16 protein-coding genes and 1 pseudogene are annotated in these 16,125 nt (G+C 44.3%); 12 read left to right on the forward strand and 5 right to left on the reverse strand.

Annotation, left to right across the window (positions count from 1 at the left end):
• The first annotated feature begins 1 nt into the window (after nucleotide 1).
• From GK047_RS00090 to GK047_RS00110, 5 genes are read left to right on the forward strand one after another with little or no spacing between them, the layout of a single operon-like run.
• Complete coding sequence (locus GK047_RS00090; protein WP_163940029.1) at nucleotides 2-694, forward strand: hypothetical protein; 693 nt, start codon at nucleotides 2-4, stop codon at nucleotides 692-694.
• Entirely contained in the window at nucleotides 694-2,532 is a 1,839-nt protein-coding gene (locus GK047_RS00095) for a GT-D fold domain-containing protein (RefSeq protein WP_163940030.1), read from the forward strand. Before GK047_RS00090 ends, GK047_RS00095 begins: the two co-directional genes overlap by 1 nt.
• Nucleotides 2,533-2,545: 13 nt before the next feature.
• A complete protein-coding gene (locus tag GK047_RS00100; protein WP_163940031.1) occupies nucleotides 2,546-3,532 on the forward strand; it encodes a CgeB family protein in 987 nt (328 codons plus the stop codon).
• Entirely contained in the window at nucleotides 3,525-4,625 is a 1,101-nt protein-coding gene (locus tag GK047_RS00105) for a DegT/DnrJ/EryC1/StrS family aminotransferase (RefSeq protein WP_163940032.1), read from the forward strand. Before GK047_RS00100 ends, GK047_RS00105 begins: the two co-directional genes overlap by 8 nt.
• A 31-nt stretch (nucleotides 4,626-4,656) precedes the next feature.
• A complete protein-coding gene (locus tag GK047_RS00110; RefSeq protein ID WP_163940033.1) occupies nucleotides 4,657-6,204 on the forward strand; it encodes a glycosyltransferase family 4 protein in 1,548 nt (515 codons plus the stop codon).
• 273 nt (nucleotides 6,205-6,477) lie between these two features.
• Here the strand turns inward: GK047_RS00110 and GK047_RS00115 are convergent, their stop codons facing one another.
• Nucleotides 6,478-7,098 carry a DUF1796 family putative cysteine peptidase gene (locus GK047_RS00115; RefSeq protein WP_163940034.1) on the reverse strand — a complete coding sequence of 207 codons (621 nt, stop codon included), beginning with the start codon at nucleotides 7,096-7,098 and terminating at the stop codon, nucleotides 6,478-6,480.
• 201 nt (nucleotides 7,099-7,299) lie between these two features.
• Between GK047_RS00115 and GK047_RS00120 the strand changes: the two genes are divergently transcribed.
• The 5 genes from GK047_RS00120 to GK047_RS00140 all read left to right on the forward strand — a co-directional run bounded on the left by GK047_RS00120 (nucleotide 7,300) and on the right by GK047_RS00140 (nucleotide 10,307).
• On the forward strand, nucleotides 7,300-8,268 hold the full coding sequence (locus GK047_RS00120) for a Gfo/Idh/MocA family protein (RefSeq protein ID WP_163943461.1): 969 nt from the start codon (nucleotides 7,300-7,302) through the stop codon (nucleotides 8,266-8,268).
• Nucleotides 8,269-9,246, forward strand: a complete 978-nt coding sequence (locus tag GK047_RS00125; RefSeq protein WP_163940035.1) for a CgeB family protein — start codon at nucleotides 8,269-8,271, stop codon at nucleotides 9,244-9,246.
• Between the two features lie 121 nt (nucleotides 9,247-9,367).
• A complete protein-coding gene (locus GK047_RS00130) occupies nucleotides 9,368-9,658 on the forward strand; it encodes a nucleoside-diphosphate sugar epimerase (RefSeq protein WP_240343720.1) in 291 nt (96 codons plus the stop codon).
• Nucleotides 9,659-9,669: 11 nt separating this feature from the next.
• Nucleotides 9,670-10,017 carry an alpha-helical endospore appendage domain-containing protein gene (locus tag GK047_RS00135; protein WP_205516173.1) on the forward strand — a complete coding sequence of 116 codons (348 nt, stop codon included), beginning with the start codon at nucleotides 9,670-9,672 and terminating at the stop codon, nucleotides 10,015-10,017.
• A complete protein-coding gene (locus GK047_RS00140) occupies nucleotides 10,014-10,307 on the forward strand; it encodes a hypothetical protein (RefSeq protein WP_163940036.1) in 294 nt (97 codons plus the stop codon). The genes GK047_RS00135 and GK047_RS00140 overlap by 4 nt, the downstream gene beginning before the upstream one ends.
• A 29-nt stretch (nucleotides 10,308-10,336) precedes the next feature.
• Here GK047_RS00140 and GK047_RS00145 read toward each other — a convergent pair whose 3' ends face one another.
• Both GK047_RS00145 and GK047_RS00150 read right to left on the reverse strand, forming a co-directional pair.
• The gene (locus GK047_RS00145; protein ID WP_163940037.1) at nucleotides 10,337-11,329 is read right to left on the reverse strand and encodes a ketoacyl-ACP synthase III; all 993 of its coding nucleotides are present in this window, start codon (nucleotides 11,327-11,329) and stop codon (nucleotides 10,337-10,339) included.
• Between the two features lie 132 nt (nucleotides 11,330-11,461).
• A complete protein-coding gene (locus GK047_RS00150) occupies nucleotides 11,462-11,992 on the reverse strand; it encodes a hypothetical protein (RefSeq protein ID WP_163940038.1) in 531 nt (176 codons plus the stop codon).
• Nucleotides 11,993-12,209: 217 nt separating this feature from the next.
• On the opposite strand from GK047_RS00150, the gene GK047_RS00155 reads away from it, so the two are divergent.
• Nucleotides 12,210-12,968 (forward strand): peptidoglycan-binding protein, encoded by a 759-nt coding sequence (locus tag GK047_RS00155; RefSeq protein WP_163940039.1) that lies wholly within the window; start codon nucleotides 12,210-12,212, stop codon nucleotides 12,966-12,968.
• A 332-nt stretch (nucleotides 12,969-13,300) separates the two neighbouring features.
• Here GK047_RS00155 and GK047_RS00160 read toward each other — a convergent pair whose 3' ends face one another.
• Nucleotides 13,301-14,332 (reverse strand): anthranilate phosphoribosyltransferase, encoded by a 1,032-nt coding sequence (locus tag GK047_RS00160; RefSeq protein ID WP_240343721.1) that lies wholly within the window; start codon nucleotides 14,330-14,332, stop codon nucleotides 13,301-13,303.
• Nucleotides 14,333-14,693: 361 nt separating this feature from the next.
• On the opposite strand from GK047_RS00160, the pseudogene GK047_RS30480 reads away from it, so the two are divergent.
• Nucleotides 14,694-14,995: pseudogene (locus GK047_RS30480) on the forward strand (MFS transporter); the annotation flags it as partial.
• Nucleotides 14,996-15,089: 94 nt separating this feature from the next.
• Here the strand turns inward: GK047_RS30480 and GK047_RS00170 are convergent.
• Nucleotides 15,090-16,121, reverse strand: a complete 1,032-nt coding sequence (locus tag GK047_RS00170) for an Lhr family helicase (RefSeq protein ID WP_163940041.1) — start codon at nucleotides 16,119-16,121, stop codon at nucleotides 15,090-15,092.
• Nucleotides 16,122-16,125 lie beyond the last annotated feature (4 nt).

The following is a 16,125-nucleotide window of genomic DNA, read 5'->3' on the forward strand; positions in this document are numbered from 1 at the left end:
GATGCAACTGTCTATCATTTTGCTAAATAAATCTACAATGACTACCAACCTACCGGAGGGGACGGAATGTATCTCCGTTAGTCAAGGAACGGTAAATTGGAATCGGAAGAGGAAGGTCGCTCCTCATCAATGGCAGATCAGCTATTCGAAGAATCAGACGATGGGAGCGGGGCTCGTAGCAGGTGGGATGCAAGCTAAAGGTGAGATTATTCTTTTTTGGAATTCAGAGTCCACACCTCGTCCGGAGTTGATCCTTCCATATACAGAAGCGATTAGAGACGGAGCTTCTGTTGTGATGACGAAGCCGGTGGGCATTTGCGAGAAAAATCTTAACGGGGCTAGGTTGTCGGCTATTACATTAAATCGCATGCTCAAGAGGCCTGATCTGGGGGCGGCCTCTTTATCGATAGGGCCTTTCGCTATTACCCGCCAAGCGCTCTCTAGCATAGGAAACAGGCTGCTAGCCGTACCTCCTAAGTTTTTGGTTGCCTGCTTACAAGGGGAACTGCCTATTAAGACCATATCTGTTCGAAGATTAGATACAAGTAAAGCTGTGCCCGACGAAACGACGGTAATTCAAGAGACCATGCAGGCAATCAGTGAATGGATTCGGTTTAAAGGAGAACGAGGGGGATTTACTGATATGAAAAGGGCGCGAGATCTTTTTAAACCTAAAGACGGGGGTGTTCGCTAATGAGTAAGACTGTCTTTCGCAAAGGGTGGATTCGAGCATTGAAGAATAGTTCGCTGCCCGCTGGTAGTAGGTTGACTGCTGTTGCAGAGGCGAAGAGACAGAAGCGTTTGAGTCCGTCCAAAAAGAGGATTTATCAAATATCCTATGCGAAAGGTATTCGAGCTTTCTGGAGGAGACAATTGATCAAACAACAGGGAAGAAGAGATGTGAGTGTCATAATTCCCGCATTGAACGAAGCACTTACGATTGATAAGGTGCTTCGTGAAATAAAACGCTTAAAGCCGTTGGAGATTATTGTAGTGTGCAATGGAACGACGGATCGCACGGCATTAATCGCTGCTTCTCACGGATGTAAAGTGATTAGCTATGAGCAACCATTAGGCCATGATATAGGACGGAGCGTCGGAGCTGCGGAAGCCAAGGGTTCAACATTACTGTTCTTAGATGGAGATATTTCAGTTTATGCAGAGGATTTGCTGCCCTTCATCCGCTCGATTGAGAAGGGGGCTGACCTAGCGCTAAATTATATTGATCCACTCTTACCTCCTTCTGCGAAACGAGATACGATAAGCACGATGAAAGAATGGCTCAATAGTAGCTTGCAGAGGCCTGAGCTTGGCACAGCTTCAATGACGGCAATTCCGCATGCGCTAAGGCGCAGCTATCTGGAGGTCATTGGTTCGGAATCGTTGTCTGTTCCTCCGAAGGCGCAAGCGATGATGATTCGCGCAGGAGCTAAAACAGTGCTTGCCAATTGTGTCGACATTATTAAAACGAATCGCCTGCGAGAACATAATGGTTCAAAGGGAATGCCCAACGTGGTAGAGGAATTGATTATCGGGGACCATATTGAAGCCGTAGCGTGGCTTCAGGCAAACTCGGGAGTAGATGACGGCAATCGATCCTCTGAACCTTATGCTTTTGATTTAAGCTCTGGGAGTTTGAATATAGAAGCATTACCTATTACCTCGCTTTCTAGATCAAGATGGGCAGAGCTCATACAGGGAGCTCATCCTCGCACTGAGGAAGAACTTGCGGCTGCTGACGGACTTTACTTGGGTGGGGAAGCTTACGTAGAATCAAGCCTGCCTCCTTTAACCGTATTGCCCATTGAACTTTCTCTCATTATTAATGCAGGTTTGGAAACAATGTCTGATCAGCTTGTACCTCTACAAACCCCAACTGTAGTCAAGGCCTCCATACTGGACAGTTTGAATAAAGGACAGGGTTTTTCACTAATTAGGCTTGGAGATGGAGAATTGCTTACTCTTGCCCAGGAGACTGTTCTAAGCACGGAAGAGGTACGTAACGCTGGAGGGCATTTTTTGGAATATGCCGGTTTGAATTTACCGGATCTTCAAGTTCGGGATGCACTTGCTACTGCGGTAATGCATGCAGATGTGATAGGGATTCCGAGTAAGAGAAGCGCAACCTTTCAAGGACTTTTTCATCGGATTGCTTATTATTACAGTTGGCCTCTGCATTCAATGAGATTTACATCCTCTATCATCAATTACCAACTGGCGGAGGTTACCGATCTTTATCCATTTCTTCTTAATAGCTATCGAACGTTACTTCTAGGAAATCGTATGCATGATTTGAATATCCTCCTAGCGGAGCAGGGGTTTTCGCAGATTCAGGGTAACATTGGAGTAAATGGAGCAGCATCCATAGATTCCGTTTGTGAAAAGACGAATTCATATAATTTTGATGTAACCCTCATCTCTGCAGGAATCGCTGCTCCACTGATTTGTAATCGTCTAAGAGAGCAAGGGAAGATTGCGATTGACTTTGGCCATATGGCTGATGAGTTAATCAGGGGTGCTATTCGATTATAGTGAGGTGAGCGTGTTGAAAATTATTGGATTATTCGGGTTAGATATCTTTCGTTATTCTCTTGGATGGGCACTGGAGAGTCTTGGACACCGTGTGTATTATCTCAATGAAGTGAGTCGCGAGCTTCTTGAGGATGCTATACAAATGTTTCAACCTGACATTTATATGGATATGGGCTGGGACTATCACCATTACCCGAGCAATAATGAATTGGTGCGAGATGTGCTGCGCGAACACGGTATTTATCACGTTTATTTTGCTGAGGAAGATTCCCTACATTTTGAGAATTGGTCCAAACATTATACGCAACTAGTATCTCCGCAATTTGTTCTCACTCGAAGCAGGCCTTGTATTCCCTTGTATGAAGAACTCGGTTTTAAAGTGAACTATTTAGATGTTGGCTGCAACCCTGAATTTCACAGAGCTGTATCGCCAGATCCTGATTTTATATGTGATGTTTCTGTTGTGGCAAACGGTCAGTTCGGTTTTGAAATTTTCCGCAGAAAAAGTATCAAGGATTTGGTGTTGCCATTGTTCAATCAATCATTTCGGACAGAACTATGGGGGAGACAGTGGGATGAAGCTTATCAACATTTTGGCGTGAGTCCACAACCCTATATGGTTCGAGGGCTTCTTCCTTTCCACAAAACGCCGAAAGTGTATAGTTCGACAAAGATTAATTTAAGCATTCAATCGATGGATGAGCAAATCAGCAACCGAACATACGATATTATGGCTAACGGAAGCTTTCTCCTAACCTCGAATACATCCGCCGTGAGGGATATCCTTCAGCCTGGTGTAAACTGCGAAGTTTCTGATTCCCCTGAGGAAACTTTGGAAAAGGTATCTTTCTATCTGGCTAATGAAGATGCGAGGCAGCGCATCGCTTCGGCAGGAAGAATCCATGCGATGGAACATTTGTCCTATCAGCGTACGTTGCCGCCACTACTTTCACAGATTGAACAGGATCTAAAAGCCACAGGGAGGTATTCGAATGTATAAAATTCCTTTGCTGGATTTACGTCCACAATGGGGGAGCCAAAAAAAAGAAATTAAAAACATCGTTAGCAACGTAATTGAAAGTGGGAATTATATACTTGGTGAACATGTTCTGTGCTTTGAGCAGGAAATCGCAAGCTACTGCGGTCAGAAATACGGGATTGGCGTAGCAAACGGGACAGATGCTCTCGTGTTAATTCTTCGCGCGCTTGGTATTGGACCGGGCGATGAGGTGATCACCTCGCCCTTCACTTTCTTTGCAACAGCCGAAGCGATTCTTCACGTTGGTGCAATCCCCGTTTTCGCCGATATAGATGAGCACACGTTCAACTTGGATCCGTCTTCGGTGGAAGAACGAATAACTTCTCGAACAAAAGCGTTGATGCCTGTCCATATTTTTGGACAAATGGCGGATATGAGCCGTTTTCGGGAACTTGCCGATCAATATGGTTTGTTTGTCGTGGAAGATGCATGTCAGGCAATAGGGGCCACATGGGCAGGGAACGGTGTTGGTCATTTTGCAGATGCAGCTGCATTTTCTTTCTTTCCAACGAAAAATTTAGGAACGTGCGGGGATGGCGGGATGATTGTCACGAATCGTGAGGATCTCAAAGAACGTCTACTTCGTCTTCGAGTTCATGGTAGCGAAAAGAAATATGAACATTTGGAGTTGGGTTGGAACAGTAGGCTGGATGAAATACATGCAGCTGTATTGCGTCTTCGCCTCCCTCATCTTGATAGCTGGAACGAACAAAGAAAATTGTTAGCGGCTCGATACCAGGATGAATTTCGGGAGACGAAATTGAAGCCCCCCTTTTCTCATCCTCAAGCTGGCCATGTCTATCATCTATTCACTGTGCTCATTGAAGAACGCGATAGACTCCAGCATGAATTGAATCGCATAGGTATCGGATGTGGAGTGTATTACCCCACTCCTTTACATTTGCAAATTGCGATGTCTTCGCTTGGTTATCAAAAAGGTGATTTGCCTGTCGTAGAATCCATTTCCTCCCGTTGTCTGTCGTTACCTTTGTACCCTGGGATGTCAATAAACGATCAAGAGATTGTAATTGCTTCAATTAAACAAATTCTGTGAAGCGTAGCTATAAGTATAGGAGGTAGATAAGATGAAGATCTTTCAGGGCCCTATCGAAATGTCAGGTCAACTTGATCACTATGTAAAAGGGTTATCTGCGTTGGGGCATACCGTAGAGGCATATGCAAGCTACCCTTGTTATATCCCTGAAGGCTCCCAGGTCGTTAGCATAGATAATGACAAGTTAATAGATGTCTTTAATAGCATCAGTAATAAAACAGACGTATTCCATTTTCAATATGGTCTTTCCTTTCATCTTCAAAAGGAATTCGCTTTTGCCCATGAGCATAATCGAGTTCGATTGATGCACTTTTGGGGGAATGAGGTAAGATCTGAAAGAGAGGCAGTTCGCCTCAATCCATATGCCCGTTTTATGAATCATTTTATGGAAGAAAATTCGATTCATGAGCGGGTAGACGCGATTTATCCGATAATCCCAGCTTGCATCGTTCCTGATTTTGAAATCGCTGCTTATACAGCTCGTATTTTTGAGCGTATCTACGTGTTGCCTTTAGCTATCGACCTTGCCAACTGGATTCCCAACTTTGAGGTGTCTAATACGCCGTTGATCGTCCATGATGGAAGAGACGGTGAATTAAAAGGAAGCGAGTATGTAGATGCAACAATAGAAAGATTACGCCAAGCAGGTATTAATTTTGAATATCTGCGCCTTGATCAAGAAAGTCCAGATGAGGCCAAGGGTATCCTAAGCAGAGCTGATATTGTTATAGATCAATTACTCTGTGGGTCATACGGTCTGGCTTCCGTTGAGGCGATGGCTCTAGGAAAGCCTGTTATTTGTCATATTCGGGAGGATGTACTTTACAGAATGCCTGGATTACCTATTACGAGTGCAAATCCGGCAACTCTTTTTACGGCGTTGCACCGTTTGATCAATGATCCGAACTTGCGTAATCAACTTGGTTCTGCTGGGCGTCAATTTGTGGAAGCTCATCACTCGGTTCCTGTTATAGCCTCGCACTTGGGCTGGATTTATTCAGAAGAACGCCGTGTGTTGGATGGAATCAAGCCGAAGGTCCCTGCGGTAATACATTTGTATGGCGATCAGCGCATTGAATATGGACTGAATACAGAAACCGCAAGGATAAGTCTAGAAGCTGTCTCCAACAAAGTTGCTATTGCAGAGAACCTGTCCAAAGGAGATAAAGTCGTTTTAAAGCCTAATCGTATATTTGTATTGAATGGTAAAAAGAGTAAAAAAAGTAAGGGGAGTAAAGAGCGTACGTATCTTTCTTTTAATTTGTCTGAAGTATCTACGGAATATCGAATCGTTAATGCCGTATTTCGTGTGGGCTCTTCAAATAAATCTCAATTAATCCCTGTTTATTCAGTCAAGAAGGGCTGGAATACGAAACAGATGATGTCCAAACAACCGAAAACTGCTACAGTACCCTATAGACGAATGAGGTCATCCCGTAAACATCGTGAACACTTTCTGCTTCGGTGTACGGCATTGGCTAAGAAATGGCGTAACGACCAAATCAGCAATCACGGCATATGCTTGGTTGGCCCGCACATCAAGAACCCTAGATTAGTTATAAAAATTGCAGCAAAATAAAAGCGGCTGATGCCCTTATTTGAATGTTATGGTCGAAATGAAGTCGTGTCTTTACGTAGCATAGATTCAAAAATAAACCTCCAATTTGAGATTGTTCCTCTTGGGTAGGCAGTAAGGAGTAAGCCCCTTATTGTAGACACGGGAGGGATTTTTCATAGGACAACACAGACGGACGTACAGTCAGGAATTTAAATTAGAAGGGTGAAGAGGTATGCGTAGTCTGAATCCTTTTTCACTCCAAATGAACGCATTCAAGTGGTCCAATCCTACTTTCTATTTTAAGGCTATTGATTTTAATAAATACTCCCACGAATTGTCATGTCCTTGCCAACGCCCGATATCTTCTGTAATTTCCACGTTAGAAATGCCGGTTAAGCCCCAGTCTTTATCCAACACGTAAGGAAGATTAGTATAGTTGACAATAAGTAGATGAAAGGGAACGAATACAATGGTTTTCAAGGCCTTTCTTATATTTATTGCCTCATGCATGTTGGCTGATAGTCTAATGAATAATACGGAATTCGTGTTTGCTAGTCTATCGTAAAAGGTATCAATACGGTGATTTAACTTGATCTTAAACTCAGAGTAGGTTATGAATGGATCCGCTTCATTATTAATAGGAAAGTCATGATATGAAACGCAGCCGCTGAAGTGATCTTCAACCGTATAGTGGTAGGGGTTTGCTCCAATTACTTTCATATGACTGAGATCCATATATCCCTCAAAGCGCGTTTCCAGCATTTTAATTATGCCAGGTACGGAGTATGAAGTGACCCAATCCAGAGGTCCCGAAAATGTACGAAGTTTGTTTTTGTCTAGTTGGTAAGCGGTTTGGCAATTACCTCCTAGGCTTATTACCATATCATATCGAGCTGATAAATCTATTAATTGCATCTTTTAACCCCCTTAAGATCTGAAAATCATTATCTATTATTAAATGCAATAGTTTACTAAGCTGCTTGGACATCTATATATGTATGACAACTATTTTGGCTTAAATAGATAGTTGTCCACGCATCTCTTCCGTTCTTGAATACGATGAGTTATGTGAAAGGGAAGTTATATATCTCTAATACTGAAGAGGAGGCGATCTATTTGAAAGTTGGAGTCATAGGAACGGGGAAAATGGGAGAAAATCACGTGCGGGTTTGCTCTTCATTAAATGACCTATGCGAATTGGTAGGAGTCTTCGATACTGATTTCATTCGCGCATCTGCTATTGCTACCAAACACAACACGAAGGCGTACAGTCGTCTGGAGGATCTATTGGAAAATGTTGATGCGGTGTCGATTGTCGTACCGACACCATTTCATTACCAAATAGGACTATCTTGTATTCAACACGGTGTTCACATGCTTATGGAAAAACCTTTTACAGCTGAGGTTGCTGAAGGTTTAGATCTTTCAGTCCGTGCACAGCAGGCAGGATTAACTCTTCAAGTGGGGCATATAGAGCTTTATAACCCGACCATTATCGAGTTAGGGAAGATTATTCAGCATCAAGAAATCATTGCGATTGATATTCATAGACTCAGTCCTTACGATCCTAGAAATGTCAACGTAGATGTAATTAACGATCTCATGATTCACGACATTTACATTCTACACGAGCTCTTGAAAGATGAAATGGTACGCTTCTATTCAGTAGGAAGAATTTTCGACCGAACAGTGAAGCATGCAATGGTACTTGCCGAATTTAGCAAAGGAGTTGTTGCTCATCTTTCTGCCAGTTTTAAGACGGAAGAGAAGATCCGCACGATTAAGGTGGTTACTCCGAAAGCTTTTATTCAAGCGGATTTGATTGATAAAAAGATTATTATTTCACGATCTACCAATTTTAATATGGAAAAAATCAGTGAAACCTACACACAGGAAAATATAATTGAGAAGGTGAATGTTCCCTCCAAGGAACCACTACGTATGGAATGGATTGATTTTCTTGATTGCATCCAAAAGAAACGCCTGCCAAAAGTGTCAGGACTGGACGGTGTTCGTGCGCTCAAAATTGTAAATGAGATAAGCCGATCGGTTCATTTGCATAATCATCAGATGGAGGAGTTGTAGATGCGAATTTTAGTGCTCGAGAGCTACCCTCTTTGGGTGAGAACGTTACCTATGGGGTTTGAGGAATTAGGGCACGATATTCAAATTTCTGGCCCTATTTCAGAAGCGCGTCTGAAGGAATGTATGGAAAGGTTCAAACCACACTTTATGCTTTCTATGGGTTGGGGACCAGAGCAAACCGTGGAAAAACAGGAGATGATGCGAAGATATTCAGAAGCCTACGGAGTACCGCATGTTTATTGGGCTGTTGATGAACCAACCCATACATTAAGCTTCACGCTACCATTGATTTTAAGAACCCGCCCGAATTATATTTTTACTATAAACAAATTGAATGCCGAATTCTACAAACAGCAAGGGTTTAATGCTGCACATCTAGACTTCGGTTATAACTCGAATATTCATAAAAAAATGAAACCTACCACTCATCTACAGACCAATTTGGCAGTGGTGGCCAACGCGTATCCTCACGTTATGCAGCAGTATCCCTACCATTATAGAAATCATTCCATGCGGATGCTTCTCGTTCCTTTACTGGCTAAGGGTGTGCGTATTGATTTTTGGGGGAATGATTGGCTTCAGATGGCTCAAATGCTGCAGGTTCCGATCCCAAATGAGTGGAATCACGGTATGATCTCCTATGAAAGCACTGCACAAGTATATAATTCTGCTGACATTGTAATCGGTTTGCAAAATAGTACGACTCAAGTGACTCAACGAACTTATGAAATTCTTGCTTCGGGTGGGATGCTGATTACTTCGGATACGCCAGCGATTCGAGAACGCTTTACGCCCAATAGAGATTTAATTGTATCAAGTTCGCAGGAAGAAACCATGGAATTGGTTAATTATTATTTAAACCATCCGAGTGCCAGAGAAGCAATTTGTAAGAGAGGTATCAATAAAGTGGGTGTTTATACGTATAAAGAAAGGGCAAAGAAAGTACTATGGCATTTGGAGAAAAGCAAGCTCATTTAGATTTGTACAAGAGGAGTTAGGCAGAAATGCTTTCACTTGAAATTCCGTTAAAAAGAAGAGTACCTTTCGTAAAGCCCCTGCATAATATAAAGTGAAAAAGCGGAATTGGAGGCGAGAGGGATTGGAACAGCGAGTGACTACGATCATTGCTCACATTGCAGCTTCTCATCGGGAGATGTCGAGAATCCTGGAGGCAAAGCGAGTTGTAACGTCACAGATGGCCTCTATAGCCAGTGATATACCGGACTCTAATCCGGATTTTGAAGGATTAGGCATGCTGCAGGAACAAGCTTTGCAGCTTACCAAAAATGTAACAGCCTATTTAAATAGCTTGGCTAATTTAGAAGAGGCTATTGCACAGCAAACCGAAATCGTTATGAAAGAAATGAACGGCTCCGATGCCGAGGAATAGAGGGATGCATCTTGAACAGATCCGATCTGTATCTGCATATGCTGGATGCTACGGCGAAGCTGCAGCATGAAATAGCTTTGATATTGGAAGCCCGGGTTGTGGAGGCAGAGAAATCACGCAACTGGATTTGTTTGCACATCAACTCTACGAACTTGGAAGGACACGAGCATCAGATGAAGCAAACAGGGGAAATCCATGAGAACGTGATTGAATTAATTGATGGTTTGACGAAAATGGAGAACTCCTTAAATCGCCATTTACAAGCGCTTTTGGGGAGTAATGAATCCAACTCAGGATCGGATAGCTCTAATGGATTAGGCAATTTATTTGGGTATGGCGGCGAGGGCGAGAAGGCATGACGTTAACAACTCGTGATTCGATTGAGCTGCATATGCTAACCTCGCTGGCAAGAAGCCAGCGAGCATTGTGTCGGATGTTGGAGAGCGTCGCTGATCAGGTTGAAGCATCGCAGCAGCTAGCTCAACATTTGTCAGAGAACATGGAAATGATCAGCAACTATCAACGAGCGTTGATTCAGAAAATTACGAAACTTACTCCTCGTAAACGCAGCACAGGAAAGCCTGCTGATCCATGGATCAATAAATTGGTTGCTGTTCGACAAATCGGTAAGGCTTCAGGTAAACGGTAAAGGCTCTGGTAAATATCGTTAGCTAATCTTTAGCCCCAGCGAACGACTAAGCCGGCATGCGTCAAGCCTCCGCCAAAGCCATAGAGCAGCAGCGTATCTCCCGCTTTCACTTTACCTTCTTTAATGCCCAAATCAAGTGCTAGAGGAATGGAAGCAGCCGACGTATTTCCGTAATAAACTAGGCTATACAGCGCTTTGTCAAATGGGATGTTGCTCTTCTCGCAGATCGATTCGATAATGCGGAGGTTCGCACTGTGGGGAATAAACCAATCAATTTCCTGTCGCTGCTTTCCGCTTTTCGCGAGCAGCTTCTCGATTCCCTGCGGCACCGTCGTCACCGCAAATTTGTAAACCTCGCGCCCATTTTGGACAAGCTTGCCATCGCCAGCCAGCTCATCTCCATGAAGCGTCGAGGCAAGACCTATGCGATAAACATGCTTGCCGCCGTTTCCATCCGACCCGAGATGGTGCGCAAGGAAGGCTGGATGCTCGTCTTCTCTCTCAACGATTACAGCTCCTGCGCCGTCGCCGAACAGGATGCAGGTGGAACGATCTGTGTAGTCCGTAATCTTGGATACGGTATCGCCGCCAACGACAAGCACTTTGCGGTGTAAACCCGCGGAGATGAGGCCGCTTGCCGTATGAAGCCCATAGGTAAATCCAGCGCAAGTGGCATTCAAATCGTAAGCGCCTGTTGCAGGAATGCCGAAATGCGCTTGAATTAAACAAGCGACAGATGGGAAGGGTAGATCGGGCGTATGCGTTGCTACAATAATGAGCTCGACATCATCGAGCGCGTTCGGATAGCGGACAACCATCTCCTCAACGGCTTGTATACAGAGATGACTTGTATATTCGTCCGATGCAGCAATGCGGCGTTCCTTGATCCCAGTACGCTGAACGATCCATTCATCATTGGTATCGACCATAGATTCAAGCTCGGCATTGGTTAAAATTTGACTCGGCACATAACTGCCGATAGCGGTAATACGAGCGAACAAGGAAGCAGAGTTATGCAGCAAGGGACTCACTCCTTTGAAATAGTATCAAGTATTAGTATCAGGTACTAAATTCACTTTAATGGATTGTAGTCACAAAGTCAATGGGCGTTTAGTTCAATGCTCGCTTGGAGGGAAATCCAAGGGTCACGCTGCTTAATCAAGTTCTATTTGAATGAAGTCGCTTGGGTTATTTCGAATACATATACCTATTAATTCATGTGTCAGTAATACAGCTTCTCGAAGGTTTTCGTACAGAGGACTTACGGAAGATTTCAATTCTGGATCATTGTTCAAATCAGCGGCTGAAACATTGAAATTGTCTAAGCTCATCGGGTGATTTCTTTTTTCAAGAATCCACTCCATATTTTCTAGGATATGAATGGTGGTATGATTACCGAAAAAACGCAACCCACTTTTTAGCCCGGTCCATCTCTCAGGTTGGGCGATAAAATAGGCACTCCACCAATAAAAGTCAGCATCAGATTTTATTGCGTGATTGTAATAGGCACGGAACACGAATAAGGCTTGTTGTCCTCTTGATAGTTCTTTAAACAACCCCGTGCTGAAATTGTCTCCTCGAGTCTGGATCTCCTTATAAGCTTTGATAATTGGCTCGACACAAGCGGCCCCTAGTGCTTCATCGTCTAATGCATTGAACTCCTCTAGCCTCATTTTAACCAACAATACAACATCACTCCTTCTACCTGATTATACAGTAAATAGTGTACAGTAAATGGATTATCGAGTTAATTTTTCCTTTGAATATTGAACGATTACTGATAGGCATAAAGTGGTATCCAATATTTCTTTGTACTGGATAATACCTAACAATTTGGTCACCCTAAGTTTATCGTCAATTATGAGACGAATGATGCTTATGACGGGGAGTGAAAGCAAACTCATGTTACAAGGCAAAAGAAAACATGTTTGGATCATGCTTATCTGTATCGCGTTGTTCATATCCTCCACAACGACCGCTTTTGCTTATGGTAAAGGAGCCAAGGGGCCTGATGTCTTTGCAGTACAGGGGATGTTGAAGTCGCTGGGCTATTATGCCGGGCCGATTACGGGGTACTATGGTAATCAAACGCAATCAGGGGTTAAAGCTTTTCAGAGTAAATATGGTCTGCCGGTTACAGGAAATGTAGACGATCAAACGCTGCAATCCATTCTATGGGCCTATGGCAATTTGAAAATCGCAAAGCAACCTACGCCCACACCACCGCCAGTTGCTCCAAAACCTACACCGCCGCCTCAAACGCCTTCAACAACGAGCTTGACGGCTGAGGAGCAGGAGATGCTGGATCTCGTCAATAAAGAGCGCTTGGCAGCAGGTCTCTCACCGTACACGGTGGACTCGGCTCTAACGAAAACGGCAAGGCTGAAGAGCCAAGACATGGTGGACAACAACTATTTCTCCCATGATTCACCAACGTACGGATCGCCGTTCGATATGATGAACAAGTTTGGCATTACTTACAATGCGGCCGGGGAGAACATTGCTTGTAACCAAAGTGTTCAGGCTGCGCATGAGGCTTTGATGAATTCACCGGGCCATAAAGCGAATATCCTCAGCAAAGATTACACACATATCGGCATTGGCATCGTAGATGGCGGCCCTTGCGGTAAAATGTTTACGCAGCAGTTCATTGGAAAGTAAAAAGTCCATAGAATATGCGACTGGGTAAAGCTTGAGCAGGGAAAAGAGAGTAAACAGATTAAGCAGAGCAACAGAATAAATGGAATAAACAGAGCAAACAGAGCAAACAGAGCAAACAGAGTGAATAAAGTGAACAAAGTAAGCAGGTAGCAATGCAAAGAACTGAACTCAAACCTCGTGGTGAACAGCCACGGGGTTCTTAGTTTTCAAATACCAAAGAGGAGGGATTGAACCCGAGAGATTAGGCAAATACAATAAAAGCCCGTTAGGAAAATCCTAAGGGATTCGCCTAACGGGCTAAATGTATGTGTTATCAAAGTAAAAATAAATAATTACGTTGCTGATACAGGCTTTATGGCTTCAGCCCATTCTGTAAATTTCCTCAGAGCGGCTCCTTGCTCAATGGCTTGTCGAGCCAACGTAATGCCTTCTTCGATTGAGCCTGCTTTCTGGGCCACCCATAGGCGAACCGCACTGTTCAGCAGCACCATGTTTAAATAAGGCAGTTCGCCTTCGCCGCGGAGTACGGATAGCGCCATTTGGCCTTGCAGCTCGGCGGTCCACTCCACTTCGGGAACCTCTACCATCAGCTCATAAACCTCTGGATCAACGGTAAACAATTCACTGCTTCCGTCTTGGATGACATAGGTTCTTGTACGTTTGTCGACGCTAAGATCCTCAGAGCCTTCCATGCCTTGTACAACGATACCGCGTGAGACACCTAGATCGATCAGCAGGTTAGTTATTTTTTCAAACACGGTGCCGTGGAACACACCGACAGCCATATAAGGAGCTTCAGTGAAACGAAGAAGCTTCTCTGCCGTGTTGAACACGGTGCGCAGCCCGAGTTCTTCGCGTAAACCGCGCAGCTCTCCAAGAGGAGCGCACCAATTCTCTGTTGGCGTGAACAGGAAGCCAGTTCGCGCGGCAGCGGAGACGAGCGCTTCACGCGACGCATGAAGCGCAGGAATGTTTAACGCTTCCAGCACGTCAGCCAACGTTATGCCCCATTTGGGGGGCATGCTCGGACTGCTGTGAAGCGTTGTAGAAAGTCCGCATGCAGCGAGTACGAAGGCGGTGGGAAGCGTTGCGATGAACGTGCGAGCACGTCCATCATAAGGGCCTGCGCAATCGATACTGTCTGCGATAGGGTAAGGGGTGATGCGTGCACGTAGCGCATCGATGAATGCTTTCAGCTCATCGGGGGACTCCATTTTAATCCGTTCAGCTACGAGAAAAGCGCCTATTTGAGCTTGAGTGGCCGCTCCAGTCAAAATCATTTCCGCACCTTGCAAGGCTTCTTCGTAGGTCAAATCTCTTGCTCCGCGTTTGCCGCGGCCTACTTCTTTTAAAAGGGATCTCATCACGTACGGCCTCCTTTTTCTCATCCTGTAGTAAGTTGGTGCACATTAACGATGGAGATGAAAACATCTACCATCTGTTCGTGTTCATTCATCATTCATCATCGTCCATTTTTTTTCATCTTGTGGTAGATTTATGTGAGGTTTTGACGAGATGTCGGAATTCATATACGGCATACTATAGCATAAGGATTTAATTGTTGTCGATACACGCCTTGTAAACTGCTACCTACAAATATGTGTTATATTTATTGACACAAAATATATTTCGGAGAGGTATCGCTCTCTTTTTTATTTCGCTACAAGCAAACATCATTTAGGGTAATGAAAAAGGCGCAGAAGCCTCGTAAAAGGGAGAGAACATATGGAGGATCGAAAAAGCTTTTTGAAAAGTGGTCATAAAGGGTCATTGTTTAGTGCTTTCTTGTATTTTGATATGAGTTTTATGATCAGCTAGGTCCTCTTTCTGTACGGATTGCCAAGGATTTTGAACTGGATGCTGCGCAAAAAGCGAATCTGGTCGCTCTTCCAGCTTTGGGAGGTTCGATTCTTCGGCTCGTGCTCGGTTATTTGACAGATCGAATTGGACCTCGGAAAACGGCCATTATCGGAATGATCGCGACCGTTGTACCCTTGATCTTCGGATGGAAAGCTGCGAACTCATTACAAGTCGAATGCCACAATTTGAAACTTATTCGGTTTAGGTGGAGTGGGTCACACGGTTGTAGGCCGGGTAGCACATGATCAGTTTCTGCTTTATTTAGTTAAGCTGGCTAGGCCAAAGTACGAAGCTGGCGCGGTCTTTTTCAGCCCCCAGCCGTTGCAAATATTGTTGTTCTGGTGCTTCTGCAATGCGTACGCCATTCCAACTGTCTATGACTATTTTTCGAAGCTGATTTTGTTTGAGAAACAGACGGAACATGTTTTTTAGCTCTTGTGCGACCTGCTCGATATCGTTTCCTTCTTGCATGGCTTCCTTATGGAGTTGGTAGATGCGTTTTCCGTTGTTTTCGATCCAATATAACCATTTCCCAGCTTTAACGGCTAAGAAATTACTGGATTTACGCGAAAATGTCATCCCAGACATCTCCGGCCAAGGTATCAGAAGCCCATAAGGATTGGCTGGATCAACAGCGCTTAACAGGATAAGCTCTTGAGGAAGCCAACTTTCGTTTGCGGACGAGTGATTGATCTGAATAGACGCTGCTTGCTGATGGAGTAAGGCGATGAATTCCTTTGTGGCGAATTGCAGGACATTCACATCGGCAATAAACAAACCACGAACAACCAGACCCCACGCCTCCAATTGTTTGAGTGCTGCTAAGATGGATTCCCATGGAAATGGGCACATAGCAGCAACTAGCTCTTTCGTGATAATCCCAAAACGCTCCATCAGATGATGCGTCCATTTCATAGCGGCGGCTTCCTTATCGAAGGCTGGGCTTAACAGGGAAGCAAGGGAGTACCAACGACCAAGTCCAGATTGAAATTTGTCTGGTTTCTTTGGAGCTCCTAGGGCATGTAAGCGAAGAGGTGCGAATTGATCATTCGCTGCTCGTCCATCCCACACCAATTGCAGCAGTTCTTCTAAGAGTACAGAAGGAACACGACCTGTTTCGATGCCAAGCTTGCTTAAAAAGCTTGCGCCTTTTTCCTCTAAGAGACTTAGCAGATGAGGGTGCGAGACGGGCTTATTTTGAACGGCGGTTAGGCAGGTTTCTAGAAGCAGATTGTTTTCTGTTAGAAAAAAAGCGATTTTCCCTTCCTTTTCTTCAGGCTCTTTGCGCCCCACCCAA

Origin of the sequence: Paenibacillus sp. SYP-B3998, from assembly GCF_010820665.1 — a bacterium.
Classification (GTDB): Bacteria; Bacillota; Bacilli; order Paenibacillales; family NBRC-103111; genus Paenibacillus_E.